Annotated in this window: 26 protein-coding genes; 4 read left to right on the top strand and 22 right to left on the bottom strand. The window is 61.2% G+C overall.

All coding sequences use genetic code 11. The features are described from left to right. Nucleotides 1-11 precede the first annotated feature (11 nt). Nucleotides 12-881: an MYG1 family protein gene (locus tag RWT78_RS00905; RefSeq protein ID WP_003943978.1), complete on the top strand. Its 870-nt coding sequence runs from the start codon at nucleotides 12-14 to the stop codon at nucleotides 879-881. An 8-nt stretch (nucleotides 882-889) separates the two neighbouring features. On the opposite strand, the gene RWT78_RS00900 is transcribed toward RWT78_RS00905, so the two are convergent. Continuing rightward, a complete protein-coding gene (locus RWT78_RS00900) occupies nucleotides 890-1,900 on the bottom strand; it encodes an alpha/beta hydrolase family protein (protein ID WP_064687965.1) in 1,011 nt (336 codons plus the stop codon). Between the two features lie 399 nt (nucleotides 1,901-2,299). On the opposite strand from RWT78_RS00900, the gene RWT78_RS00895 reads away from it, so the two are divergent. Continuing rightward, complete coding sequence (locus RWT78_RS00895; RefSeq protein WP_007731691.1) at nucleotides 2,300-2,920, top strand: LysE family translocator; 621 nt, start codon at nucleotides 2,300-2,302, stop codon at nucleotides 2,918-2,920. Nucleotides 2,921-2,945: 25 nt separating this feature from the next. Beyond that, on the top strand, nucleotides 2,946-3,353 hold the full coding sequence (locus RWT78_RS00890; protein ID WP_003943873.1) for a DUF4259 domain-containing protein: 408 nt from the start codon (nucleotides 2,946-2,948) through the stop codon (nucleotides 3,351-3,353). Here the strand turns inward: RWT78_RS00890 and RWT78_RS00885 are convergent. From RWT78_RS00885 to RWT78_RS00785, 21 genes are all read right to left on the bottom strand, one after another. Then, nucleotides 3,347-4,273, bottom strand: coding sequence for a D-isomer specific 2-hydroxyacid dehydrogenase family protein (locus RWT78_RS00885; protein ID WP_003943975.1), 927 nt, complete (start codon nucleotides 4,271-4,273; stop codon nucleotides 3,347-3,349). The genes RWT78_RS00890 and RWT78_RS00885 overlap by 7 nt on opposite strands. An 88-nt stretch (nucleotides 4,274-4,361) precedes the next feature. Then, nucleotides 4,362-5,405: an urea transporter gene (gene yut, locus RWT78_RS00880; protein WP_042447682.1), complete on the bottom strand. Its 1,044-nt coding sequence runs from the start codon at nucleotides 5,403-5,405 to the stop codon at nucleotides 4,362-4,364. 34 nt (nucleotides 5,406-5,439) lie between these two features. Then, nucleotides 5,440-6,387, bottom strand: coding sequence for an urease accessory protein UreD (locus tag RWT78_RS00875; protein WP_099696800.1), 948 nt, complete (start codon nucleotides 6,385-6,387; stop codon nucleotides 5,440-5,442). Continuing rightward, the gene (gene ureG / locus RWT78_RS00870; protein ID WP_314673325.1) at nucleotides 6,384-7,025 is read right to left on the bottom strand and encodes an urease accessory protein UreG; all 642 of its coding nucleotides are present in this window, start codon (nucleotides 7,023-7,025) and stop codon (nucleotides 6,384-6,386) included. Before ureG ends, RWT78_RS00875 begins: the two co-directional genes overlap by 4 nt. Before the next feature lie 10 nt (nucleotides 7,026-7,035). Beyond that, on the bottom strand, nucleotides 7,036-7,749 hold the full coding sequence (locus RWT78_RS00865) for an urease accessory protein UreF (protein ID WP_041814527.1): 714 nt from the start codon (nucleotides 7,747-7,749) through the stop codon (nucleotides 7,036-7,038). Further along, nucleotides 7,733-8,380, bottom strand: coding sequence for an urease accessory protein UreE (gene ureE / locus RWT78_RS00860; protein ID WP_019746461.1), 648 nt, complete (start codon nucleotides 8,378-8,380; stop codon nucleotides 7,733-7,735). Before ureE ends, RWT78_RS00865 begins: the two co-directional genes overlap by 17 nt. 9 nt (nucleotides 8,381-8,389) lie before the next feature. Next, nucleotides 8,390-10,108 carry an urease subunit alpha gene (locus RWT78_RS00855; protein ID WP_003943847.1) on the bottom strand — a complete coding sequence of 573 codons (1,719 nt, stop codon included), beginning with the start codon at nucleotides 10,106-10,108 and terminating at the stop codon, nucleotides 8,390-8,392. Between the two features lie 35 nt (nucleotides 10,109-10,143). Beyond that, nucleotides 10,144-10,581 carry an urease subunit beta gene (locus RWT78_RS00850; RefSeq protein ID WP_003943812.1) on the bottom strand — a complete coding sequence of 146 codons (438 nt, stop codon included), beginning with the start codon at nucleotides 10,579-10,581 and terminating at the stop codon, nucleotides 10,144-10,146. Nucleotides 10,582-10,610: 29 nt separating this feature from the next. Further along, nucleotides 10,611-10,913 (bottom strand): urease subunit gamma, encoded by a 303-nt coding sequence (locus RWT78_RS00845; RefSeq protein ID WP_003943837.1) that lies wholly within the window; start codon nucleotides 10,911-10,913, stop codon nucleotides 10,611-10,613. Nucleotides 10,914-10,964: 51 nt separating this feature from the next. Then, nucleotides 10,965-12,644 (bottom strand): ammonium transporter, encoded by a 1,680-nt coding sequence (gene amt, locus RWT78_RS00840; protein WP_232508993.1) that lies wholly within the window; start codon nucleotides 12,642-12,644, stop codon nucleotides 10,965-10,967. A 516-nt stretch (nucleotides 12,645-13,160) separates the two neighbouring features. Beyond that, nucleotides 13,161-14,216, bottom strand: a complete 1,056-nt coding sequence (locus RWT78_RS00835; protein WP_229757070.1) for a squalene cyclase — start codon at nucleotides 14,214-14,216, stop codon at nucleotides 13,161-13,163. 92 nt (nucleotides 14,217-14,308) lie between these two features. Then, nucleotides 14,309-15,004, bottom strand: a complete 696-nt coding sequence (locus RWT78_RS00830) for an Imm52 family immunity protein (RefSeq protein ID WP_314673314.1) — start codon at nucleotides 15,002-15,004, stop codon at nucleotides 14,309-14,311. An 86-nt stretch (nucleotides 15,005-15,090) separates the two neighbouring features. After that, on the bottom strand, nucleotides 15,091-15,786 hold the full coding sequence (locus tag RWT78_RS00825) for an Imm52 family immunity protein (protein ID WP_314673312.1): 696 nt from the start codon (nucleotides 15,784-15,786) through the stop codon (nucleotides 15,091-15,093). 532 nt (nucleotides 15,787-16,318) lie between these two features. After that, complete coding sequence (locus RWT78_RS00820) at nucleotides 16,319-17,092, bottom strand: hypothetical protein (protein ID WP_314673310.1); 774 nt, start codon at nucleotides 17,090-17,092, stop codon at nucleotides 16,319-16,321. A 247-nt stretch (nucleotides 17,093-17,339) separates the two neighbouring features. Then, complete coding sequence (locus tag RWT78_RS00815) at nucleotides 17,340-18,035, bottom strand: hypothetical protein (protein ID WP_003943888.1); 696 nt, start codon at nucleotides 18,033-18,035, stop codon at nucleotides 17,340-17,342. A gap of 42 nt (nucleotides 18,036-18,077) precedes the next feature. Next, entirely contained in the window at nucleotides 18,078-18,773 is a 696-nt protein-coding gene (locus RWT78_RS00810; protein WP_003943963.1) for an Imm52 family immunity protein, read from the bottom strand. After that, nucleotides 18,770-21,871 carry a hypothetical protein gene (locus tag RWT78_RS00805; protein WP_314673308.1) on the bottom strand — a complete coding sequence of 1,034 codons (3,102 nt, stop codon included), beginning with the start codon at nucleotides 21,869-21,871 and terminating at the stop codon, nucleotides 18,770-18,772. Before RWT78_RS00805 ends, RWT78_RS00810 begins: the two co-directional genes overlap by 4 nt. Then, nucleotides 21,868-22,206: a hypothetical protein gene (locus RWT78_RS00800; RefSeq protein ID WP_054825479.1), complete on the bottom strand. Its 339-nt coding sequence runs from the start codon at nucleotides 22,204-22,206 to the stop codon at nucleotides 21,868-21,870. Before RWT78_RS00800 ends, RWT78_RS00805 begins: the two co-directional genes overlap by 4 nt. 62 nt (nucleotides 22,207-22,268) lie before the next feature. Then, nucleotides 22,269-22,661, bottom strand: a complete 393-nt coding sequence (locus RWT78_RS00795; protein WP_296553195.1) for a hypothetical protein — start codon at nucleotides 22,659-22,661, stop codon at nucleotides 22,269-22,271. Between the two features lie 91 nt (nucleotides 22,662-22,752). Then, nucleotides 22,753-23,436, bottom strand: coding sequence for an MspA family porin (locus tag RWT78_RS00790; RefSeq protein ID WP_029537404.1), 684 nt, complete (start codon nucleotides 23,434-23,436; stop codon nucleotides 22,753-22,755). 589 nt (nucleotides 23,437-24,025) lie between these two features. Beyond that, complete coding sequence (locus RWT78_RS00785) at nucleotides 24,026-24,877, bottom strand: glycoside hydrolase family 43 protein (protein WP_003943973.1); 852 nt, start codon at nucleotides 24,875-24,877, stop codon at nucleotides 24,026-24,028. Nucleotides 24,878-25,129: 252 nt separating this feature from the next. Here RWT78_RS00785 and RWT78_RS00780 point away from each other — a divergent pair, with 252 nt between their 5' ends. Next, complete coding sequence (locus RWT78_RS00780) at nucleotides 25,130-25,624, top strand: DUF1877 family protein (RefSeq protein WP_021332843.1); 495 nt, start codon at nucleotides 25,130-25,132, stop codon at nucleotides 25,622-25,624. The last annotated feature ends 11 nt before the right edge of the window (nucleotides 25,625-25,635 follow it).

Below are 25,635 nucleotides of genomic sequence, written 5' to 3'. Positions count from 1 at the left end.
AGTCTCGACGGGTGATCATCGCGACCCATAACGGCAAGTTCCATGCAGACGACGTCTTCGGCGTATCGCTGCTCAAGCAGCTGTACCCCGACGCCACCGTCGTTCGCAGCCGTGACGAGTCCGTCCTCGACAGCGCGGACATCGTGCTCGACGTCGGCGGTCGCTACAACCCGGCCGAGGGGCGCTTCGACCATCACCAGCGTGATGCCGGCGAGCGCAGCAACGGCATCCTGTACTCCGCCTTCGGTCTGCTCTGGCAGGAATACGGCCTGCAGTTCTGTGAAGGCGACGCCTCCGTGTTCCGCCGTATCGACAGCCGACTGGTCGAGGGCATCGACGCCGTCGACAACGGCCAAGAGATCTACACCCTCAACGACTACGGCACCAAGCCTTTTGATCTGTCGTCCGTGCTGGACCTTTTCAATCCGATCTCGTCCACCGACGAGGAGTTCGACACCCAGTTCGAGCTGGCCGTCGTTCTCGCAACCCAGGTCTTGATTCGCCTGCGCGCCAAGTATGCCGGCGACGCGGCGGCCGAGCGCGAGTTCACCGAGACCTACGAAAAAGCAACGGATCCGCGCTTCGTCGTGCTGGAACGCTTCGTTCCCCACGGCCGCGCCGCGTCGGCCCAGCCAGAGCTGCTGTTCACCATCTTCCCGAACACCAACGGCGGCTGGTCGATTCAGACGGTCAAGCCTGCTGACTCCAAGTTCGGTTCACGAAAGCTGTTGCCGGAGCCGTGGCGCGGCCTGAACGGCTCGGATCTTGCCGCCCAGACGGGCGTCGACAGTTCGGTCTTCTGCCACAAGGCCGGGTTCATCGCGGCTGCGCAGACCCGTGACGGCGCCCTCCAATTGCTCGAACTGGCACTGGCCGAGTAGTTCTCAGCTCACATTCCCAGCGCCGTCTTCACCGTCGGCCAGGAATCGTGAAGCGCGTCTTGCCAGTACGGCCACGAATGGGTGCCGTCGTTCCGATACGCGAACACTGCGGGAATCGACAACTCCCCCAACCTCGCTTCGAACAGTTGTGTGCACGTATTAGCGAGCGCCTCGAGCGGTCCGCCTTCGATGGCAGTCTGCAGTCCACTCGGGGTGAAGACGTTGTCGTATTCTCCGGGCGCACCTGTACCGGAGGACACGTAGATCGTCTTCCCACGCAGCGTTTCCGCGTTGGTGGACGGGTCGTGCTTTTGCCAGTCGGGGTCCGACGCCGGACCCCACATGTTGGTGGCGTCGCCCGCCTTGCTGGCCACGGTGAGCCGCACGGAATCCTGCGAGGACGATTCGGAGTTGTCGAGACAGCCACTGTACGAGGCCAATCCGGTATAGAGCTTCGGGTGATGTGTGATGAGGTTGGCCGCGCCGAGCGCACCCATGGACACCCCGCCGACCACATTCGTCCCATTTCCGGAAAACGCAGAATCGATCAACGCCGGAAGCTCTTCAGCGAGAAACGATTCCCACTTGTTCACACCGAGGTTCGGATCGTCGTTCTTCCAGTTGGTGTAGAAACTGCCGGTACCGCCAACAGGGAGAACGACGTTGACGTTCTTGTCGGCGAAAAACGCTTCGATGTCGGTCTTTTGAGTCCAGGTGCTTTCGGAGTATCCGGATTCCGAACCGGCACTGACGCCGTCGAGTAGGTAGAAGGACGGACGTGAACCGGCGCTCGACGCTGGATGCAGAACCTGCACTTGTACCTCGCGTCGCATGGCCGGCGACTCGACGAACACGGCACTGCGTGTGGGCGACAACTGCTCTATGCGATTGATGTGAGCCCCGGTCTGACCGGCCGAATCTCCTGGTGGGTTTTCAGGTGCCGGTTCGGCATACGCCACTCCGCCCACGACAAGCGCGAGCACGACCAACACAATCCCGACAAACCCAAATCTCCGCATCCGTCAAGCGCCCCCTGAGCATCGCACGACTACCGCTGACCCTCGATTGGACAGGACGAACGTCCCGGGGTCAACCCACTGGTTGGGATTTATTACTCGCGGGTATCCAATGGAGTTGGACAGTTCTCCACCGATGCACACACAGGTGTGGATAACTTCATTCACATCCACTTCCCAGTTGTGCATAACCTGTGGACAAAAGGATGAATTACAACAGAGTTATTCCTCCTACCTGCAACGATTCGTTTCCCCACAGTGTGCATAACTTTGTCGAACAGGGCTCGCGAGACGCCGGTTTCCGGGCGTGTCCATGCAGTTCACACCGCCGCGCCACTCTTTGTTCACAGGCACGACACCACCGGCCGACAATGCTCCCCACCCCGACTTCATACTTGTTGCATGCTGACCGCTCTGCTCGCCGCCACAGCTGTGCTCGCCCTACTGACTCTGGTCCCCGGGCCCGACATGGCCGTCGTGACGCAGGCTGCTCTCGGCGCGGGCAGATCTGCCGGTTTCCGGGTAGCGGCCGGCATCGTCTCGGGCCTTCTGGTGTGGGGTCTGTTGACCGTCCTCGGGCTTTCGGCGATCCTCGCCGCGTCGGCCGAGGCGTACACGGTGGTCAAGCTCGCCGGCGCGGCTTACCTGATCTATCTCGGTGTGCGAGCACTGTGGGAGAGCCGGACGTCGCGGATGCAACACAATGCCGACGCTCCACGATCGCAGAAGGCCGGAACGTGGAAGACGGGCTTCACCACCAACCTGCTCAACCCCAAGATCGCCGTCTTCTACACCGGACTGTTGCCACAGTTGGTTCCGGCCGGGTGGCCCACGGGACCGTCGCTTGCACTGCTGGTGCTCATCCACGCAGCCATCACCATCGTGTGGCTCAGCGGCTACGTGGTCCTTCTCTCGCGGGCACGTAGCACCTTCGAGAAGCCCCGAGTGCGACAGGCACTGGAGCGCATAACCGGAACAGTTCTTCTAGGATTCGGAGCGAAGATCGCGCTCGAAGCGCGCTGAGACGGCAATCGGAAAAGAGCAGACAGTGGGCGCGTGGGGATCGGGACCGTTCGAGAACGACGGTGCAGGGGATTTGATCGCGTCCATCGGGCACGGTGATTTCACCTTCGAATCGGTGAAGTGGGCATTCGAAGACGACTACCTCGAGGTCGACGGCGGCCAAATCGCCGTCGCCTTGCTCGAATTGGTACTGATCGTGCGTGCCGACCGCAAACGTGACCCTGCCACCCAAGACCTCGATCTCGACTCCTTCACCTCGGCCCTGACCAGTGAACGGCTCACCTGGCTGATCGAAATGGTGGAGCGCACCATCGCATCGACCGATTCGGAACTGTTCGAGCTGTGGGACGAGCAGGGACCGGAAGAGCTTGCGTCGTGGCGCGTTCCCGTCGTGGACGGTCTCGAGGATTTGCGCGTTCTGTCGGTTCAGTAGCCCGCCGACGGATCGATTACCGCAGCGAGGTCCCCACCCGCAGCGAATCGAGCGACGTTGGCGGCCACGTGATCTGCCAGCACACGCGTGAGCGTCGTAGCCGGGTTGGCGACGTGCGGCGTGATGATCGCGTTGGGCAGCTTCCACAACCGGTGCCCGTCCGGCAGCGGCTCGGGGTCGGTGACGTCCAGTGCCGCACCGCCGATCGAACCAGCTTCGAGAGCATCGACCAGCGCGTCCGTGTCGACCAGGTTGCCACGTGCGATGTTCACGATCCAGCTCGACTCCGACATCTGGTCCAATTCAGCCTTGCCGACCAGACGCCGCGTCGCGGACGTCGACGGTGCTGCGATCACGAAGTGATCCGCCCGGGACCAGATTTCACCGGTTCGATCGGCCGAGAGCGTTTCGGAAGCACCTTCGACGGGGGTGCCCGAGCGGGTGACGGCGATGACTCTGACCTTGGACGCGGCGAGGTACGGGATCAGCGCACGGCCGATTCCGCCGCAACCGATGATCGCCACTGTCGAGCCCTGCAAGGTGCCAACCCGTGGATCGAACTCTTCTTTTCGCCACGACTGCGCCGCCAATTGTTCGGGGAGAGAACGCACTCCGGCGAGGAGGAGCATCATCGTATGTTCGGCAACATTGCCCGCGTACGCCCCGGCAGCGGACGTCCAGACCCGCTTGTCGTCGATCACGTCGGCATCGAACCATGGCTCGATCCCGGCGAAGGGCAACTGCACCCAGCGAACCGAGTCAGGTAGCGACGACGGGAACGTGTCCGGACCATGTACCCAGACCACGCCCTCTGCCTCGGCTAGTGGAACGAGAACCCCACCGACTCCGCGAATTCCGTCGGCAATGTGCGGATCCTCGACGGGGCCGAGATGGATGCGAGGGGCGCTGGAGTCTGTCATGTAGGTGCGTTCCTTCGAGAGTGGCGGGGCGGTCGGATCAACTCATCGGTGTGCCCCAGCGTACGGGCGCCTCGCCAATTCGGCCCGTCTAGCCGTTCGCCTTTGCGATCGAATCCTTGCCTTCGGCCGCTCCGCCCTCGATGGTGTCGTGCTGGATAGGAACGAACTTCTTCTTCGGCAGCAGGAACAGCCACGTCGCGAAGACGAACGGGCCCGTTCCGGCCGGCAGGCTGATCGGAGCAAAGGCAGACACCAGCGTGCCGTGGATGACAACAGTCACCAGTACTCCGAAGACGGTGTAGACGAACACACGCCACGACGGGTTGTAGAACACCGATCCGAGAGCAATTGCCGTCAGCACCGAACTGAGCCCGTAGAGACCATTGCCGATGTCGACGGTGTTTGCGCCCAGCGCCAGTACCGAACCCATCGCTATCGCGGAACCGATGAGCGCGAACAACGCCGCCCAACGCGACGCGACCAGCAGCGCGATCACGAAGATAATGCCGGTGACGGTGTTGTTGATCAGAAAGATCTGGGAGACGTTGCGGAACAGCGTGTCCCACAGGAAGCTGAAAGTGATGTCGGCATGAACTGACGCCTCCCCGATGTGCTGGGGAAACTGGCCCGCGCTGAGGTCTGACGTTTCGATCCGCAGGAACTGAAACGCCGCAAGAAGGAAGAACCAGTTGACGAGGTTGAACGGAAAGGTCAGCGCCGGTACGCCCCACGTCTTGAAGACATTGGCAACGGCCAGGAACGCGATCGTCGACGCGGCAGCTCCCACCACGAGGTAGATCCACAGCATCACGCCGCCGGCAAGGAACGTCGGAAAGGCAGCTCCCACAAGAACTCCGTTGTATCCGTACAGGCCGATACGCATCGAATCGTCGTCGGAGTGCAGCATCATGCCGGTGACGGTGGATACCACCAGACCCACCACGGCACCGATCGCGACGGTGATCGTGTCCGCGGCTATCGCGCCCCAGAAGATACCGACCAGAAACAGCAGGCCCGTCAGCGCATTGCCCTGGAACATCACCTGCCCGGAGCCTTTGAGATTCGTGTCGATGAATCTGAGCACGACGTTCTTGTCCGCGACGTCGTCCCACGGTTTGGTGATGGTGGTCATCGCGCGTTCCTCGATCCCTATCAGGCAATCCGCGTCATCCCCAGAGCGGGACGGGCGGAATGGTGGTGTCCAGAACTGCCTTTCGTACCAGAGACCAGAAATCACGGACCTTCGCCTTGACGGGTTCGCTCTCCGGACCGAGGACTTTGAAGATGAGACCGGCGTCGTTCGGTAGCCGGCTCGCCCCGGAGACGACCTTGCCGTCACGGCCCGGAACTATCTCCTCGAGAATGGCGTCGGCGTGCTCCTTCGGTGTCAGTAGGATGACATTGCCGAAGACGTCGTGGTCGCCCATGATTCCGCCGTATCGCACGGGGAAGCGTGCCGGTTCGATCACCAACTTCTCGGTGAAGAGATTCTTCCCGTCCGGGCGCTTCGCCTTGATCAAGGTGGAGTACAGGTCGTAGACGAACATCTCTCCGCCGTCGTGATACTTGCGACCCGGCATCACGATCTCCGAGAACAACAGCGTTGCAGTCGGATCCACCGTGATGTCGGTGCGCGCGTAGTACCTCGCGCTGCGGTGTGGGATCGTCACTCCCGGCATCAGTTCGAGATACGAATTCTCGGCCAGCACCACTTTCTGGAGTTGTGACGCGTGATTGGCATCCATCCGGTGGACTTTGGTAGCCGACTGGGTGGTCACGTGTGCAAGGGAACCTGGCTCCATTTCGATGGTCAGGAACAGTCGATCACCTTGCAGCACACTGCCGGAGGTCGAGATCATGTAGACGCACGGCATGGTCGGCAACGCTTCGTCCCAGTACAGCGCCTGCTGAACCAGCAGCGGTGTCTTGCGGTACATGTCCCGCAGGATCGTCTTGTCGCCGCGGTCGACAAATCGCATCTCGAGAACCCCGGTCTTACCGACCTTGCCAGCAGGCGCCTGCTTCGGCTGGTCCTGGTACTGATCGAGTTCCGGGATGGTCGGGATCGGCCCCGGGAGCGACCGCGATGCTCCCGGGACGGGCGGTGCACTCACGGTACGCTCGCTCCCACTTCCTCTTCGTCGAAGAGGACTCCGTGCACGATGAGGTCCACCACGTCCTTGATGCCTTCCCCTGTCATGCAATTGGTGAAGACGAACGGCTTGTCTCCCCGCATTCCCTTGGAGTCGCGATCCATGACTCCGAGATCTGCGTTGACGTACGGTGCGAGATCGGTCTTGTTGATGACCAGGATGTCGGACTGCGAGATTCCCGGACCGTTCTTGCGCGGAATCTTGTCGCCTGCGGCTACGTCGATGACGTAGATGAAGAAGTCGACCAAAGCAGGGCTGAACGTCAGTGTGAGGTTGTCGCCACCACTTTCGATGAAGACCACGTCGGTGTCCGGGAACGTTTTCTCCATGTCCTCGACCGCCGCGAGATTCATACTCGGGTCTTCGCGGACGGCGGTGTGTGGGCAGGCTCCCGTCTCCACGCCGACGATACGTTCCTCCACGAGAACACCTTTGAGAGCCTTGCGCACATGCTTGGCATCTTCGGTGGTGACCACGTCGTTGGTGATGATCAGAACGCTGGTGCCCCGCTTGATGAACTCCGGCGTGATCGCCTCGATGAGTGCGGTCTTACCCGAACCCACGGGTCCGCCGATTCCGATGCGCGTTGTCTTCTTCATCGTTCTCCTTCTAGTTCATGAACATTCGGACGTGCGCCTTGACGTGAACCGCAGCCAGAATGTCGATCATCGGGGCGAAATTGGACATGTCGTCGAGTCCGTAGTCACGCACTGCGGCGTACTCACGGCCGGCGCTCTGATTGACCTCGAACAGAATCTCTTGCGTCGTGAGGTGATCGACTCGGACGATACGAAGGGCAGCGCCGAGCAACGTCATCGCGACACCGTACTGATTGACCGTGAAAGCGTCCTCTTCCGGAGAACCCATCTCCGCGAAAGCAATTCCGAGGCCGACGGGGTAGGTACCCGGCGTCTCCCCCGATGCGATCGCGGCCAACCACTTGTTGAACAGGGTCTCACCGGCCAAGCGCCCGCCGAGTTCGGCCAACTTCTTACCCATGCGGGTACTCATCGTGCGTGCTTCTTCGTTGAGTTTGCGTTCGATCACTGCATGATCAGCGGCGAGGATCGCCGAGAAATCACCGGCGGTCGCGCCCCGGTGCGCCGCGAGTACGGCGATACCGTCGCACGTCGCGCCCTGATGGGCGGCCGAGAGCACAAACTCCCGCAGCGACGGACCACCCGTGACAATTCCCTGCGCCACGGCCGATTCCAAACCGTTGGAGAACGAGAAGGAACCGACCGGGAACATGGAATCGGAAAACTGCATCATCCGCATCGCGCGGTTGATGCTGAGCCCGGATCCCTCAGACGAGAGGGTCATGGGTATGCCCCTCGCCCTCACGCGCGGCCGCACCGAACAAACGGCGTGCCTCGTGTGGAGCGATGTAGGGAATGACCTCGGCACCCGGGATGAAGGTGTACTCGATGCCCTCGAAAGCATGTGTCCGCATCACCGAGCCCATGACCGCCTTGTCGACCGTCAACGGAACGTAGACCTTCATTCCCTTCACCACGGCAGGCCAGTGCTGGTTACCCACGGCATGTCCCAACTCCAGGCACGTCTGAATCATCTTCTCGGGCGTGACGTCGACCAGTGCGCTCAGGTCGATCTCCAACACGTCCTTGAGGTTGATCCTGGCCACGACGACGGTGTTCGCCGGCTCGTCCCACAGCAGAATGTCGCCGTCCTGCAACTGAATACCCCGATCGAGCGAGACGGCCAATTCACGGCCACCGATCGTGGTGCGTCGTAGCCGACTCTTCTGCGCTTCCCACTGATCGAGCGACAAGACGTCGACTACCGCATTGTCGAGTCGACCGACCCACTCCTCGTCGGTCTCCTTCCCGAGCAGCGCGTCGATTCGCGTCGGCTTTCCGCTCGGCGCGGTCATCTCGCCGTGCGTGTGTGGCGTCGCATCGGCGCCGTGCGTGTGTGTGATTGTTCCCGACACAGGAGACCCCTAACTGAAGAAGTAAAGTTGGTTCAAGCGAATGGATTCGGCAGGTTCGACGTATGCGTGGACGCCGTCCGCAGTCACCGCGAAGGTCTCCGGGTCCACCTTGATTTCCGGAGTGGCCGAGTTGCGAACCAGATCACGCTTGGTGACTGTTCTGGTTCCCTCGACAGCAACAACCTGACGTTCGAGACCGAGCCTGTCCTTGATGCCGTCGTCGAGTGCCGCTCGCGAGACGAACGAGACCGAACTCTGCGGCAACGCCTTACCGAATCCACCGAACATCGGCCGGTAGATCACCGGTTGTGGTGTCGGGAGCGATGCATTCGGATCTCCCATGGCGTGCCAGCTGATCAGACCGTTCTTGATGATCGTCTTCGGCTTCGCGCCGAAGAATGCGGGCTCCCAGAGAACAAGATCCGCCATCTTCCCGACACCGATCGACCCGACCACATGCGAAAGACCGAACGTCAAAGCTGGATTGATCGTGACCTTCGCGACGTAGCGCAACACGCGGAAGTTGTCGTGTGTCGGCGAATCCTCGGGCAGCTTGCCGCGGGACCGCTTCATGCAGTCCGCTGTTTGGATCGCGCGTAGCCAGTTTTCTCCAACCCGGCCCATCGCCTGTGAGTCACTCGAGAACATCGAGATGACGCCCATGTCCTGCAGTACGTTCTCGGCACCGATCGTCTCGGCGCGAACGCGGGACTCGGCAAACGAAACATCCGAGGGCACTTTGGGATTGAGGTTGTGACAGACCATGATCATGTCGAAGAGTTCGGCCTGAGTGTTGATGCCGTACGGCAACGTCGGATTGGTCGACGCCGGAAGTACGTTGTCCTCTCCCGTCACTCGCAAAATGTCGGGTGCGTGACCGCCACCCGCGCCCTCGCTGTGATAGGTGTGAATCGTACGGCCTTCGAAGGCCGCGATAGTGTCCTCGACGTATCCGGCCTCGTTGAGGGTATCCGTGTGAATGGCGACCTGAACGTCCATTTCGTCTGCCACCCGCAGAGACTCACGAATTGTGGCCGGTGTCGCGCCCCAGTCCTCGTGGACCTTCAGACCGGCCGCACCGGCCTTGATCTGTTCGACCAGCGACTGATGCCCGGACGAGTTCCCCTTGCCCAACATGCAGACGTTGACCGGCAAACCCTCGTTGGCCTTGAGCATCATCTCCATGTTCCAGATACCGGAAGTGATGGTGGTGCCGTTGGTTCCGTCGGTCGGGCCGATACCACCACCGATCAGCGTCGTCACTCCCCCACTGAGTGCGTGGTACGCCTGCTGTGGTGACACGAGGTGAACGTGTGGATCGATGCCGGCGGCAGTGAGGATCATCTGCTCACCGGAAATCGCGTCGGTCGCCGGACCGGTGGTCAGCCCCGGGGTGACGCCTTCCATCGTGCTGGAGTTTCCCGCCTTGCCCCAGCCGACGATCTTGCCGTCCTTGATTCCCACGTCTGCCTTGACGACACCGATGGTTGCATCGACGATGACCACGTTGGTGATCACGAGGTCGAGGGCACCGTCGATGCTGCACGACTCCGGATCCTGGCCCATGCCGTCGCGCAGCGTCTTGCCGCCGCCGTAGATCGACTCGTCTCCGATGGTTCGAAGATCTTCCTCGACCTCGATGTACAGGTCGGTGTTGCCGAGCCTGATCTGGTCACCCGTGGTGACCCCGAACAGACCCGAATACTCTTGTCTCGAAATGCTTGTCATGGGTGTTGCTCTCCTTCGTCCGCCGTGAACGAGAATCAGTCGGTTTGAGGTTCGGACAGGAAGCCGAGTTCTTCGGCACGCTGGACGGCTCCGGGGAGCCTCGGCCGGTAGGCAGCGTGGGTCGGCGCCCAACCGTCGACAAGTCCGTTGAAGCCTTGAACCCGTTGCTTGCCGCCGAACGGCACCAACGTCACTTCCTTCTCGTCGCCCGGCTCGAATCTGACCGCCGTGCCCGCTGGAATATCGAGGCGCCAGCCGAAGGACTGTTCACGATCGAACGACAACGCGCGATTGACTTCCATGAAGTGATAGTGCGAACCCACCTGGATGGGACGGTCACCGGTATTTCGGACCCGCAGCTTCAAACGCGGACGACCCTCGTTCAGTTCGATCGGCTCGTCCCGCAACACGTATCCGCCGACCGGCACTTTCTTCTCGCCACCGGAATCCTTCTTCGTCGATTTGCTTGCCATCTTGGAGTGCTCCTGACATCTCGGTCGGGCTACTGGATCGGAGAGTGCACGGTGACGAGCCGGCTACCGTCGAGGAACACCGCCTCGACCTGCACACGCGGAATCATCTCCGCGACACCTTCCATCACATCGTCGACCGTCAAGGCGTGCGATGCGTCGGCCATGACCTCCTCGAGGGTCTTGCCCTCCCGAGCTCCCTCCAGAGCGGCTGCAGTGATGACTGCGACGGACTCCGGATGATTGAGTTTGAGCCCCTTTGCCTTTCGCCTCAGTGCGACATCCGCCAACATGAGAATTGTCAGCTTGTCGAGTTCTCGCGGTGTCAGATGCATTCCGAACGCTCCTTGTCGATCATGCGGTAACTCCCTGTCGTCGAATACATGTCAGCTCCCCTGTTCCGTCGCTTCGGTGAGAGGTTCGGCCGCCTGCTGGACGAAACCGCTCCTCCTGCCGCCCGAGTACTCGTTGATCGCGTCCAGAACCGCCTGGGCATGTTCCGACGCGACCAGCACCTCGACACGCAACCGCTCCGTGAACACGACGTCGTTGCGTTGCCCGCGAAACTTGAGCGAGGCCGAGCCGCTCGCGGAGACATGCGCTTCCGATACGACTATCGATTCCGCTCCGGCAGCCAGCAGCGCCTCCCGTAGCTTCTCGGACTCGATGGTCTGCAATACCGCGGTGATGAGTTCGTGCTTCGGGGCGCCGAGGTTCGGAACAAGTTTTGCCCCCTCGACCAGGACCCCCGAGTCGAACCCGCTGGTCTGCGGCGCACCACCGGCGTCGACGAATGCGGCGTTGTAGCGGTATGCGTCCATGCCTTGCTGACGACGGTCGATGTCCACCTGGTCTTTCGGGGCCAGCTTGAGACCGATGGTCTTCTCGATGCCCGTGGCGATCAGCCAGGTCACCACGAACGAGAAAGCGATGACGACGATCAACGCCAGCGCCTGCTCGCCGAGTAGTCCTGCGCCGCCGCCGAAGAAGAGTCCGTCGCGGCCGATCGAATTGATCGCCTTTTCGCCGAACAAACCGAGAAGGAGTGAACCGAGGATGCCGCCGATGAAGTGGACCGCGATGACGTCGAGCGCGTCGTCGAACTTGAAGATCGACTTGAGCGCGAGCGCGAAGTGGCAGACCAGTCCGGCAAGCGCGCCGATCGCCAACGCGGAGAAGGTGCTGACGAAGCCGGCGCAAGGGGTGACGGTCGCGAGACCGGCTACCGCGCCGGTGATTCCGCCGATCGCCGTGGCCTTGCCCTCGGTGTACCTTTCGATGACGAGCCAGACGACCATACCGCCCGCTGCGGCGATGTGAGTGTTCATCAAGGCCTGTGCCGCAACACCATCGGCAGCCAATCCGTCGCCCGCGTTGAATCCGAACCAGCCGAACCACAGGATGCCTGCGCCGATCAACGCCAGAGGCACCGAGTGCGGGACTGCCTCGGCGTTGGGCCATCCCGGACGTTTACCTACCACCAGCAAGATTGCCAGGGCGGCGGCGCCGGCGGATGCGTGGACGACAATTCCGCCGGCCCAGTCCTGAGCTCCGCGGAGCGCCAACCAGCCTTCGGGATTGAAGAGCCAGTGCGCAATCGGGGGGTAGACGATGATCGACCACAGCACGAGCAGAACGGCCCAGCCCAAGGGCTTGAGCCGGTTTGCGGTCGCACCGGTGATCAGCGCAGGCGTGATGATCGCGAACATCATCTGATAGACCACGAACGCCAGAGTCGGTACCGCGACTGCACCTTCGATCAGGTGGAAGCCCGGGGCGGCGGCAGTGTGTATGTCCTGCAAGCCGAACAATTTGAGGTCACCGAGGAAGCCGGAACCCCAGTCTCCACTGAACGCGAAGCTGTATCCGAACACGACCCAGGTAATCGAGACGAGTCCGAGTGGGACGAGGTTCTGCTGCAACATGACGAGCGCACTGCTACCACGCACCAGACCGGCGTAGAAGAAGGCGAGTCCGGGAACCATGAAGAGAACCAGACCCGCGGAGATCAGCACCCACGCCGTGTCCCCACTGTCTATCACTGCTTCGGCTAACACCATTTCCATCGACATCGACGACCTCCGAGCATTATTCGGACCTGAACAAAGTCATTGGTTAGAGCAGCAATTCGCGATGTTCCGGTTCGCTGCGACAGTTACGCTACGCCCCATAGTTGCACCTTCTCAGCAAAATCGGGGGAACATCCGGTTTTCACGTTTAGTAGAGCATTGTTCTGGGAAAAGATGGGACTTTGCCTAAACATTGCGGACGCTCCACAACCTGCAATTGCGAGACTAAATCTCGCCGAAAGTGGTTTAAGTCCTGCAAAATGGGGAACGTAGCCGCAGGTGAGCGCCACTTTCGGAGCAGAAATGCCGTTTCCAGCTCGGGACTTAGCTCCCTAACCAAGACAATCGCGAGCACCTTATGCGATTACCAACGTCGGTGACCCGCCTATCCAATCGGGTAGGTAATTTCACCGAACATCTTCTCACCTGTTCAGATGATTAACCTTCACCGCACTGAGGGCAATCCTGTCGTTAATATGTTCTTAATCCGTACTGGATATTTCGACTGGAAGATCAAAGATCACCTTTCGATAACCTTTGAAGGTGAAATGACTTTCGCTGTAACTCTTTTGTTATGCAGAACCCTAGAGGGGAGGATTGATCCCACCAGGCGAGCACTCGGATGCCGGACAAAGTCAGCCACTTCGACGGCTCCCCCGCCTTTGTGTCGACCTCGAACCACACCCGCCCCGGTTGGCGACCGGCCTGGAGCCACGTCCCATCCGAGGCTCGAGCGGCCCGGATCATCTCGATCGCGTCCGCCATTCGCGGATCAGGCTCATTTCCATCCGACAACGACGCTTCGCGGAAGTAGTCGGCTGCGTTGAGCACGTTGTAACGCCACCGGAACGGGTACGCGAACCGGCCGATCCAGTCCCCCACCGGTTCCCCGGTCGAGAGTCTCCGGAACAGACCGCGCTGCAGCAAGAATTCCTCACCGGATCGTCGAGCCGCGCGCGTCTCAATTGTTCCCCCGGTCGCGATCTCGTACGCGAGAAGCCCTTTGAGTGAATTGAGGGTCGAATGGAACGACGATCGGGTCGAACCTTCGATCCACTCGCAGTTCCAACCACCATCCGGAAGTTGATGCCGCACAAACCAATCAGCCAGTTCATCAACGCGCATGTCGAGCCACACACCGTTTGCCACCGTCCAGGCGTTGATGCAGCAATCGACCTCACCGTCCCAGTACGGCCGGCCCTCGTACTCCCAGCGACAGTTCTCCGCGAGCAGTTCTGCGGTACGACGCTCCCGCAGAACACTGGCGTCGAGGCCCCACTCCCGCAATGAGTTGAGCGTCCAGGTTGTTGCCGTCCAGGGTTGCGAACTTTGTTCTGCTGCTTCGGGTCCCGCAAAGTCGAATTCAGCCGGGAAGAACGCCCCACCCGCCCATTGGCCGTCTCGGTCCTGCAATGAAAGCAGGCGTGCACCAAATCCTTCGGTGGCGATCGACGCGCGCGTCGCCGCCCACACAGTGGGCGCTTCGTTCACCAGGTCGCGCTCCACCTGCCACCGAATCGCTGGATCCGAATCGAGGAGCCACGCGAGCAAGTCGATTCGGGATGCCATCTGGCAATACTATCGAAAGGCGAAGCAGGCCATCCGGTTAACACATTTCTCGCCGTCTGATGCAATGGTGAATTCCAGACCCGTTGCGGGGCCTACACCGGGTAACCCAACGCCGCCCGCACCGCCACGATGTCGGCGGCAGCGACCTCCATTGGCTTGTCCCCCAACCGAACCAACGTGCCAATGGGCAGTTCCTCCACCACCGCAGATTGGGGGAGTTTGCTGCGATCGAACGTAACTCCTGAATGGAAGTATGTTTCCCATCCCACCTCCACCTCACCTTTCGACCGATTCTGAAGGTGCCGGTAGTCGCCGATGCTCCACCGAGCCCGATCCGGATCCCAATGCTTGACGATCACTCTCACGATCGCGTCTCCGATATCCGGGTCGAGCAACCGCCGGGTACTGTCGGTGAGCTGCTTCTCCGTCGGCAACGACACCCGGACACTGTTGGGAGCACTGGTTTCCAGCCCGCCGACCCAGGCACCGACCCGGCGCGCGGTCCCGTCCTCGGGCGACAAGTCGATGTCGTAACCCGGTCCCGGGGTGTCCGAATACCCCATCTCCTTCGAGCGGGAATACTCGAAGATTCGCACCAACCCGTCCACACTGAGATCTGCTGGCACCTTGTCGAACTCGGCAGTCGAGACCCACGGCAACGCCAACCCCGGGTCGACCGCTTCCAGATCATCGAGGAAAGCCCGCATCGTCTGCGCCACCTCCTGACTCGACTGCACCCGCGTGCCCCAATATCCGATCACGGTCGGCCATCGCCCGACTATGCTCATCGCCCCGTCCTTTCCAACCACTGCGTAATAGTCTCCGTCCGACTACGTGTCGCGACATGAGCAAGGGTCGGCGGTCACGCGGCGTCTTAGACCGGGTAACCCAGTGCTTCCCGCACCGCCAGGATGTCGGCAATATCGACGTCTAACGGTTTCTCGCCCAACCGAATCAACGTTCCGTTGGGGAGTTCCTCCAGCACAGCGACGACGGGCAGTTTGCTGTGATCGAGATCGATCCCGGACCGAATGTATGTCTCCCACCCGACTTCCACCTCTCCAGCCTTTTTCCCTTGGGCTTTCTGGTATACCGGCGTTCCCCAACGGGCTTTGTCTGGAGACCACTGTTCGATGATCGCTTTCATGATGGCGTCACCGACGCCTGCGGTTAGCAACCGCGATGCCTCCCCGATTGCTTGTTTCTCCGGGGAGAGGGTGACGTTGACGATATTCGGAACCCTCGGGACAGTCCGGCCAAGAGAGAATTGGATTCGCAAGAACTGGTATCTGTCCGGATGCAACAAACTCACGATGTAGCCAAGGTCGAAGGCCGCAACGGATTGCCCTTCGACATCCTTCGCTGCCCGGAAGATTTTCGCTAGGCCTTCCACGCTTAGATCGGTCGACTCGAAGGCAGTCTCGGGCGAAAACACCCAAGCTTGTCCAAGTGCTGGATCAATGTTCCTCAGACTATGAAGAAACGAGAACACCTCCGCTGCAATGCCTTCTACCGGTTGCGTCCGAGGGCCCCAATACCCGATCACTGTCGCGCCACGATCCGAATTCATCGACCTTTCCTTTCCAGCCACTCTGCGATCGTCATAGTCGTTCTCGGCAAATCATTGTCATTGAACAGTTGTGGTCCGGGTTGCTGCGGAGCGCCGGGGGCATCCGGATTCACCGGCACCTGACCGACATCAGGCAGAGTCGGCACACTTGGTTCCTCGGTGCGACCTGGCGAGGGAGCCTCCAGGGTGGAGTTCTCGGGTCTCGGGTTCGACCCCGGATCGCCAATCCCACCGGGCGAGAGTGATTCCCACTCGCCACGATCGGGATCGCCGGGAAAGTGGGTTGCGAGGGTTCCGGAATCGCAGGATCCGGGCGTGCAGGTTCATTCACGGACGGAACAGAGGGTTGATCATGCTCGGCAGGTGGAACTGTGCCGCCGATGGCGGGTATGCCGCGCGGTGGCACTCCACCCGGAGCGTCGATCAGCTGGTGCGTAGCCGGATCGGGATCGCGGCGCGGTAATTGCGGGCAGGCTGGTCGGTCCGCGCCATCCCTACCTGCAGGCAGCCCCGAGTGCGCCCAACGTAGGGCTCACAGCCGTCTGAAACCTTTGGGTAGAGGAATCTCCGGTCGTTCGGTCGGCAGTCCTGCTGCTGCGCGGATGCTTCGGATGTCCTCGACGGTTACCGGCGTGGACAGATTCTTCTGGATGACGATTGTGCCGTCCTGGTAGGGAAATGCCTCCACGCTGGGCGGGAGCTGCGTTTCCTTGATCGGCAACTCAGGACCGAAGTAGGTGCAACTGCCCACGATCGCGTCACCCGGTACGTTGAACTGAGGCGATGATTCGGTTCGGCGGTAGAGCACGGTGACACGCGAGTCCCAGATGTCGGCTAGTCCCTGTACGAGCTTCGATGCCAGCGAAATCAGTGATTCGTCGGCAAAGGCACATGCGAATGCGCCGGACCCTGAGGTGCCCCCGAAACTAACAACGACTTTGACGTCTCCAGCGGGTGAATACAGGGTCATATGTCGTCCCAATGAGAGGGGATAAATACCGCCGGTGGCATCAGGCGATCGTCTGCGCTCGAACAATGCGGCTTCGATCGATTTTTCCGTCGGAGGTACAAGGATCTGACGGATATTCGACGCCAAGGCTTGCTCGAGTCCGGCACCGTCGGGGAGGGCATCGCCTACTGTTTGGTACAAGTCGACGTCGAAGACAGGATCGATGTCGCGAAGCAATCGTAGCGAACGTGCAACGAGCGCGGCCGTGACGGCCTCGCTTTCAGGCGCACCCTTTCGTGGAATGACCTTCACTGTCAAGCCCACCGTAGGATTGCGGCGCAGTGATGACGTAGGCACTTTCACTCCCCTCCAAATACGATGATGTTGATGTTCTCCATCCCGATGACCTCGTCGAACGCATCCTCCATTATCTGAGCAGCTTGTTCTTAAGAACACCATCACCTGCGGACGTGAGCTTGGCCGTAACTTCTGGTGTCACAGCCGGCGCGAGCCTTTCGGTAGGCGAACCTCCGGTCGTTCGGTCAGCAGGCCGACTGCTGCACGGATGCTTCGGATATCGTCGGCAACCAACGGGGCGCGTGGATCACGCTGGATGACGATCGTTCCTTCTCTTGTACGGAAAAGCTTCGACAGTGGGTGGGATCTGCGTTTCGTTGATCGGCATCTCAGGGCCGAAGTAGGTGCAACTGCCCACCGTTGCGTCGCCGGGCACGTTGTACTGAGGTGTGAGCTCCGCATCCCGGTAGAGCACGGCCGTGGGAGCGTCCCAGATATCGGCCATACCTTGGACGAGTTTCAATGACAGTGAGATCAGAGATTCATCGGCGAAGCCCCCTGGGTACGGCCAGATGAAGGTGCAAAGTAAGGAACCTGCTCCTGCCGTACCCCCGAATCCGATGAGAATTTCGATGTTTCCGTTGTCGGTGAACAACCTGAGTTGATGCCCGAATGAGAGTGGGTAAATCCCGCCTGCGGCATCAGGAGACTTTCTGCTCTCGATCATTGCGGCCTCGAGGAGGCCTTCTGCCTGAGGCGTGAGGATCCGCCCACCATTCAATGCCAGAGCCTGCTCGACCGTAACGCCGTCGGGAAGGTCATTCCTCACGGAGCGATACATGTCGACGTCAAAGACTGGGTCAAGCTTTCGAAGGAACTGCAGTGACCGCGCTGCCAGCACTGCGGTGACCGATTCGGCTTCCGGCGGCCCCTTCCGCGCCATGACTTTCACGGTCAACCCGGACGCCGGATCGCGACGTAAAGATGAAGCAGACAACGTCACTCCTGCTCGAAGACGATCGACCAATCGGAACAGTCTCTGGCGCTACACCGGGTAACCCAACGCCGCCCGCACCGCCACGATGTCGGCGGCATCGACCTCCATTGGCTTGTCCCCCAACCGAATCAACGTGCCAGTGGGCAGCTCCTCTACCGCCGCAGATTGGGGCAGCGCGCTGCGATCGAACGTAACTCCGGAATGGAAGTACGTTTCCCATCCCACCTGGATCTGACCTCTAACTCGCGGTTGCAGATCGAGGTAGTCGCCGATGCTCCACCGAGCCCGATCCGGTTCCCAATGCTTGACGATCACTTTCATGATCGCGTCCCCGACATCCGGTTCGAGCAACCGTCGCAATTCGGGGGGAACATCCTTCTCCGTCGGCAACGACACCCGGACACTGTTGGGGGCACTGGTTTCCAGCCCGCCGACCCTGGCGATGATCCGCCGCGCGGTCCCGTCTTCGGGTGACAAGTCGACGTCGTAGCCCGGTCCCGGGGTGTCCGAATACCCCATCTCCTTCGAGCGGGAATGCTCGAAGATTCGCACCAACCCGTCCACGCTGAGATCTGCTGGCACTTTGTCGAACTCGGCAGTCGAGACCCACGGCAACGCCAACCCCGGGTCGATCGCTTCCAGATCGTCGAGGAAGGCCCGCATCGTCTGCGCCACCTCCTGACTCGACTGCACCCGCGTGCCCCAATACCCGCCCACTGTCGGCCGCCGCCCGAAAAAGCTCATCGCCCCGTCCTTTCCAACCATTGCGCAATAGTTTCCACCGTGACACCGACGACGTTCTCGTCGTCGAAGCCTCTCAAGGCGAGTTCAGCATATTGTTCGTTGAGCATCACCCACACGAGCTCAGCGTCCATCCCGGCTTGTGCGAGGGCATCGAGCTGCGCCTGAGCGGTCTTGGGCCAATCTTTTTGCCAAACACGGCCCCGGAAGTCCGTTACGTAAGGTTCACCGTTCCGGTCGAAGATGAAGTCGTAGATGTGTTTCGCATCGACGATGACGTTCATGTCCGGGAACCAACCGTCGAACTTGAGCTCACCGTTCTTCCCGGCATCGAATGGCAAGATGAACGCGAACTGCCCGTCCACCAGCGTGACGAGTTCCTGAAATACCCGAGAAGGCCTCAACCTCCGAGCGGCGTCGTACCGGAGACCTTCGCCTGCATCACCCCATACCCCGACATCGGTGCCATCCCGATCACCGATGATCCGGGACTGCAACGTACGCAGATCCAACGGGCCGACTCCTTCGACCTCCACGATGTCCGGCGGTGTTTCGCCGGGTGCGAGTTGCGGTGGTTTTTCTCGTGCGAACGGCATCCACCACAACGGATCCTGTTCAACCCCTGGTCCCTCCGGGCTGTCAGGCTGTGTGGGAGGCATCGTGACCGCGGGTCGCTGCGTCGGATCCTCGATGACGCCAGGGCTGGGAATGGTGCTCGGATCGGTGGCGAAGGGGTCGAATTCCGGTGGGCCGGGTTGCTGTGGAGCGCCGGGAGCATCCGGATTCACCGGCACCTGACCGACATCGGGCAGAGTCGGCACACTCGGTTCCTCGACGTGACCTGGCGAGGGAACATTCGGGGTAGAAATTCCTGGTGTCAGGTTCGGCCCTGGATCACCGATCTCCCCCGGCGTGGATGGTTCCCACTGGCCGCGGTCGGGATCGCCGGGCGAAGTGGGTTGCGAGGGTTCCGGAATCGTGGGATCCGGGCGTGCAGGTTCATTCACGGAAGGGATCGTGGGGTGGTCATGTTCGGCAGGTGGAACTGTGCCGTCGATGACGGGTATGCCGCGCGGTGGCAGTGTGCCCGGCCGGGGAATGTTTTGAGCAGGGGTCGATGGTGAAGTAACCGGGGGCCGGGTGGGTGTTGTCCGGTTCGAGACGATCAGGTCTTCGGCCCGGATCGCGCCGACGGCCAGACGGGCCCCGCGCAGCGGTGGGACGACGAAGCTCATGATCTCGTCGGTGTAGGGCTGATCGAAAGCGACACCGGGGTCCAGATGCTGCGCGTCGCCTATCCGAACTGGTTCGCCGGTGCTCCAATCGTACAAGGACAGTTCCGAGTTGGAATGGTCGAAAACCTGGTAGGGGCGTCCCTGCTCGTCGTAGGTGACCTGCAGGTCGTGCTCTTCTCCCTGCGCGTCGGTGTACGTCCAGCTCCACACGTTCGGCACCTTCGAAGGTGTGCCGGACCAGTTGGTTCCGTTTTCGTCCGTGAACGAGACGTCGCTGACAGCGGGTTCGGTGGTGTAGTCCTGCCCGCCGATGTTCGAAGTGATCGGCTCCTGGGTTTGGTCGGCGAGTATTGCGTCGCCGACGGGGTTTCCGGTTCCTGTTTCGGTGATCGGTGGTTCGGAGACCTCGGAGTTAGGGTCACCGGACATGAGATGGCCGAGGTCTGAATCTGCCGGGTCCGCAGGTTCTGTGGTGTAGTCGTGCCCGCCGATGTTCGAAGTGATCGGCTCCTGGGTTTGATTGGCGAGTATTGCGTCGCCGACGGGGTTTCCGGTTCCTGTGTCGGTGATCGGTGGTTCGGAGACCTCGTGGTTGGGGTCACCGACCATGAGCTGCTCGAGGCCTGAATCTGCCGGCTCCGGGGGGTTGGCGGCGAGGACGTTTTGTGCGTCCCTGCGGGCTTGTTCGCCCTCCGGGGTCATCGGGCCGATGAAGTTCGCCTGCGCTTCGAGCGCAGCACGTTCTTCCGGTGTCAGCTCCGGGTCGGCGAGGATCGGGTACAGCAGGTTCTCGATGCCTGCGGTGTCGACGACCTGGACGAGTTGCCCGTCCCGGATCTCGTAGTGCGTCGGAACAGGAGTGCCGTTGGCGTCGTACGCCCACGGGGCATCGATTGTCGAGACCGGATTCCCGTCGGCGTCGAAGACGGTGACCGTGCCATCGGGGTTGACACTCATGTGACCGCCGGGCGGCACCGTCACCGGAATCACGGATTCGTGCGACGACGTTTCGTCGTGGATCAGGAAGAAGAACCGGCTTCCGCCGGTGATCGGATCGAACACCCGCAACGAGGACTGCCCGCCAGGTGCGTACGCAGTCAACGGCGACACGACAGTCCCGACCGCCTGGGAGAGTACTGATTCGGGCGTGCGGGGGCTGAAAGGTCCCGGCCGCCCGCGCACTCCGATACCCGCAGCGGTGAACGCCGCAGCGCCGATCAGGGCGAGTTCGAGATACCGGTCACGGCCCGAGTCCTCCCCGGCGGTGGAAACATCTGCTGCCGGATCCGGAACCGTTTGGGCCGGTGCGATATTCGAATCCGAATCCGCGGGGATCGGTCCGGGACCACGATCGGTGGTGGTTCCCTCACCCGGGGTGGGTGTGGGTGAGGGAACCGCTGATGCCGATGCATTGGGGAATGCACCGACACCAGTTTCCGAGGCCGGGGACTCGGAAGCAATGGGCGGAACCTCGATCGTCGGCACAGGGACGATGGGGGTGCCGTTGTAGGTGGGAAAGTTCGTCGGAGCATTGGCCCCGACATTCGGGCCACCGCCTGGAGCCTGCGCACCGGGGAGCCCGACGGTGGTCGTCGGCGCAGCTGTCGACGTCGTGGACGGCGCACTCAGGCACGGGTTGATGATCTCTGGCGGGATGGGTGCGCCAGGTGGCAGCGACGCAATGAGATTCAGGTAGATCTGATGATCACGTGCTCGCACCGCCGCGCAGTCTTCTTCCGGCGTCGCGTTCGCCGGAGCGGCGGAGAGTGCGATTCCCGCACCGATCGCTCCGGCCGCTCCGGTCAACAGCGCCCCGGCGGCGAGCACACCCGCGAGAGTCCGGCGAAGTCGTCTACCGGACTTCACCGGTGCGCACCACGATTGTCACTCTTCTTCGTTCGGAGTAGCGCGATGAGTTTGTCTGCGCCCCACCAGAACAACCGTCCGGAGATCGACATCCACAAGAAGAACGCCAGGTAAACCAGGATCGTCCCGTAGTCGTTCGCCCAGCCGGCGAGCTTCCCGATCACCGCGAATGCCGCGATCAGCAACCCCAGTCCAACTGCAGTAGCGATCACAGCCTTGGAAAGTGGACTGAGTTCGCTGTCCGGATCCCAGCCATCAACGTCTGCAACGTCTTTACTATCGACGGCAGTGGATTCCGACTGGACACTGCGGCGTTCGGCGTTGTTGACGGTCATGGCTGGAACTCCAAACAGGAAGGGAGAGCGGGGACAACGGGTCGCCGGCGTTCGGCCTGGTATCAGTTCCAGTACTGCTCCGTCAGCACTATGTGCCCCTCACTGGCGGGGTGATTCGGGTCGGAGACAAAGACATTGGCATGCCCACCACGCGCGGCTGCTTCACCGAGCACAGCTCCTTCGAGGGCGTCGACCTTGCCATCGGTAACAGTTATCGCGGAACCAGGCGCCAACCAGACCCCCCTCAGCGAACCTGGAACGATGTTCGCAATCGCATCAGGAATCGGGCTCGCCGCCAGCGCCGCCGTTTCGGCGTTCGAAAGTGAAAGTCCGATCCGGCCATGTTCCGGTTGCACGATCGGAGTTGCAGCAGATGCCACGCCGGCGCCGAGAACACCGATCAGGGCGATACCTGCGCTGAGGGTTCCGGCAGTGGCCAAGGTACGAATCTTCATGATTTCTCCTTTGTGAGCGTGATGAGTAACCACCCCGGGACGGGACGGATCAGGAATTACTCGCCAGCAGCGCCGGCGAAGTCTGCGAGGGTCAGAGCCAGGCGGGATCGGAGTACACGAACAACGTGTTGTCGGACGTCGCCGTCGACACCGACAGTTGTGCGTACGAGCGGATCGTCACCGGCCCCATGCACGCATCAACCTTCACGTGCACGTTCTCTGCCGTGATCGACGCCTTCGACGACTCGAGATCCTTCTTCCCCAACGGAATCGTCGTGATCGTGCCCGGCGCAATCGTCGACTGAATACTCGGATTCACCGACGCATTCACACCCACGTTCGCCGACGGGACACCCGAAATACTCACACCGACAGACGGGCCGAGCGAAAAACCAAGCCCCAAGCCAAGTCCGGAGGAAACATCGATCTGGCAGCCGATCTGCAATCCCTGCTCGACATAACCGGTCTTCACTGCCGAATCGCCCTGACCACCGATCGTGCCGGTCACCTTCGCCGACACGAACCCCTCACGGGTGAACGCCGTCGTCGCCAGATTCGGCACCGGGTTCGCCGACAGTTTCGTGGCGGCAAGATCCAACGACCAACCGTCATCGGTGACAGTGCTCGCGAATTTGTCCGCCAACGCCGTCGGCGTTGCCGATGCACTCCCTGCGAAGACCACACCAGACGACAGCGCGGCAACCGCACACGTCGCGAGCCCCACTGCGACCCTCGATCGACGATGGGATAGGCCGTTTTGCGATTCGAGCGACATGAACTGCTCCTCCACGTGACACAGCAACCAGAGCGGTAGCCGACAACTAACTGAATTGGTTACCGGACGGTACCAATCGTCCTGTTTTCCCGCCAGCGCGCCGACTCCGCCATCTTGGATTTAGGGTGAACTTTCGGTAACAGATATATATCGACAGGCTTATCATCAGCAAAAAGGACCTAGGTCCCACTATGAGCAAGGTCACGGTTTGAAGGTAAGAAGAACCCTCAGAAACGGTGTGGCAAACCGAACTGAACCCACGTTTCGTGGGCCTCAGGGCAGTTGAAGGCCGAAAGTGCGGACATCCAGCCAGTGCACGTACTTGAATGTGCAACCAACAGGCACTACTTGGCAATCGATCGCAATCAAGACACCTGAGCGGGGCCTAGGAGCGCAACTCTGCATGGTTCACGCGGAGATGTTCACTTCGTGGTCGGCGCGAACTCGCAAGACCCACTTGCGTCGCACCGTTAGCTTGTCAATCACTGATACGTGCAGACGACGCGCAGAAGTAGTACGCATGTACGAGAAAGGGCTCTGACCAAGACCGCAGTCCTTGATCAGAGCCCTACCAACTCGGAGTCGAAAGTTATGCCGGTTCTCTCATGATGCCGAGATGCCGTGCAGTCCCGGACACCCCAGGAACCTCTTGCACAGGCGACCAGGTATTCAGCCCGTCCGTGCTGTCGGAGTAGAGATACTTACCTTCGGTATAGGCGTCGAGATAGATCCGCCAGTCGCCGCTCGGCAACTGAACTACGGCCGGACCTTCGACAAGCGAACCCCAATTCCCTGGCGGGACAAACGAATAAGGTCCCGTCACCGAAGGAGCGACCGCATGCTCGACGACCTTCCTCGTCTCGTTCTTGGTGAACGCATGATAGGTCGATCCGACTTTGACCACGGTGGTGTCGATGTGGTCCGCACCGATCCCGGCGAGCGGAACAGGCGGGCTCCACAACCGGAGCGACGGTTCCAACGCCGTCATCAGATACGGCACAAATCCTCCACCGGTCGACATCGACAGGATGACGTTGACACGATCGCCGTCCACAAACCATTCAGGCGCCCAGGCCTTGGTAACGAATGGTGACAGCGACGGTCCGTCGCTGAAACCGGCCGAACCCGAGAAGCCCGGCGGGCTCGCAGAACCGGTGCCATCTCCCGTTCCAGGCATCAACGCGCAGCAAAACGGAACCGGATAGTTCCCCAGCGGTGTCCAATTGATGCGGTCGCTGCTGCGTGCGAAACCGATGTTCGCCCCACCACCCGTCGTGTAGGTGAGGTAATACAACCCGTCTGTGTTCCGGAAGATGCTCGGATCACGCACGAGCCCAGACGGCGGCCTGTACGCCGACTGCTGGACGAGTTGAAAGCCGGTGCCGTCAGCCGACTCGTAGACATCCATGTCACGGTCGCTGGCATTACTGAACGCCACCATTGTGTATTTCCAGTCAGGCGGCGGCGCTGCGCTGCTGGCAGGGGCTGCGACCAGCAACCCCGCGACGACGAGGATCACCAGCGACACAACAGAAAGGCCGGTCCGTTTTGTCGGAATCACCGATGCAGTATGTATGACAGCCGGCCCACCATGGGTAACTTCGGTCGGAGTTAGAGCAGGATCGTTACCTAAGGCGATTCGCCTTGTTGTGAGGACGGGGACGCCGGCAAGGTCAGCCGTTAGCATCACGCCATGGAACTTGGGGTGCATTTCGCGCTGTCAGACAGCGTGGCAGCGGAACTTCTGGACGCACGCGGCGACGACGACAAACTCGGCGCAGTGGTCGAGGACATCGAGGAGACGGGCCGATCCGAGTTCTCGTGCGACACGGACAAGGCGTGGGATCCGATCCTGTGCGCCCTCTCCAGCACGGGGTACGAGCGCGTGTCCGAGAACTGGCCGGCCTACGGCGTGATCTTGGGGGACGACGACCTCAACACCGACACCGACGACCAACTCGTCACCTACCTGGCACCCGATCGGGTCGCCGAAGTCTCCTCGTACCTGGCGGAAATCACCGAATCCGAGTTCGGCGTGCGCTACGACGCGATGCCGCTCGACGACCGCAACCCCGAGTACGGTCCCGACGAGCGCCGGTACGCCTGGGGTTGGTTGCAGGAAGTGGCGGACTTTTTCCAGCGCGCGGCCCGAGAGAATCACCACGTGGTGTTCACCGTGCGGTTCTGACGCCCACTACC

This window comes from uncultured Rhodococcus sp. (genome assembly GCF_963525155.1).
GTDB classification, from domain to species: domain Bacteria; phylum Actinomycetota; class Actinomycetes; order Mycobacteriales; family Mycobacteriaceae; genus Rhodococcus_F; species Rhodococcus_F qingshengii.
Note: the sequence above shows the minus strand (reverse complement) of the source record. Positions and strands in the feature narration are given on the sequence as shown.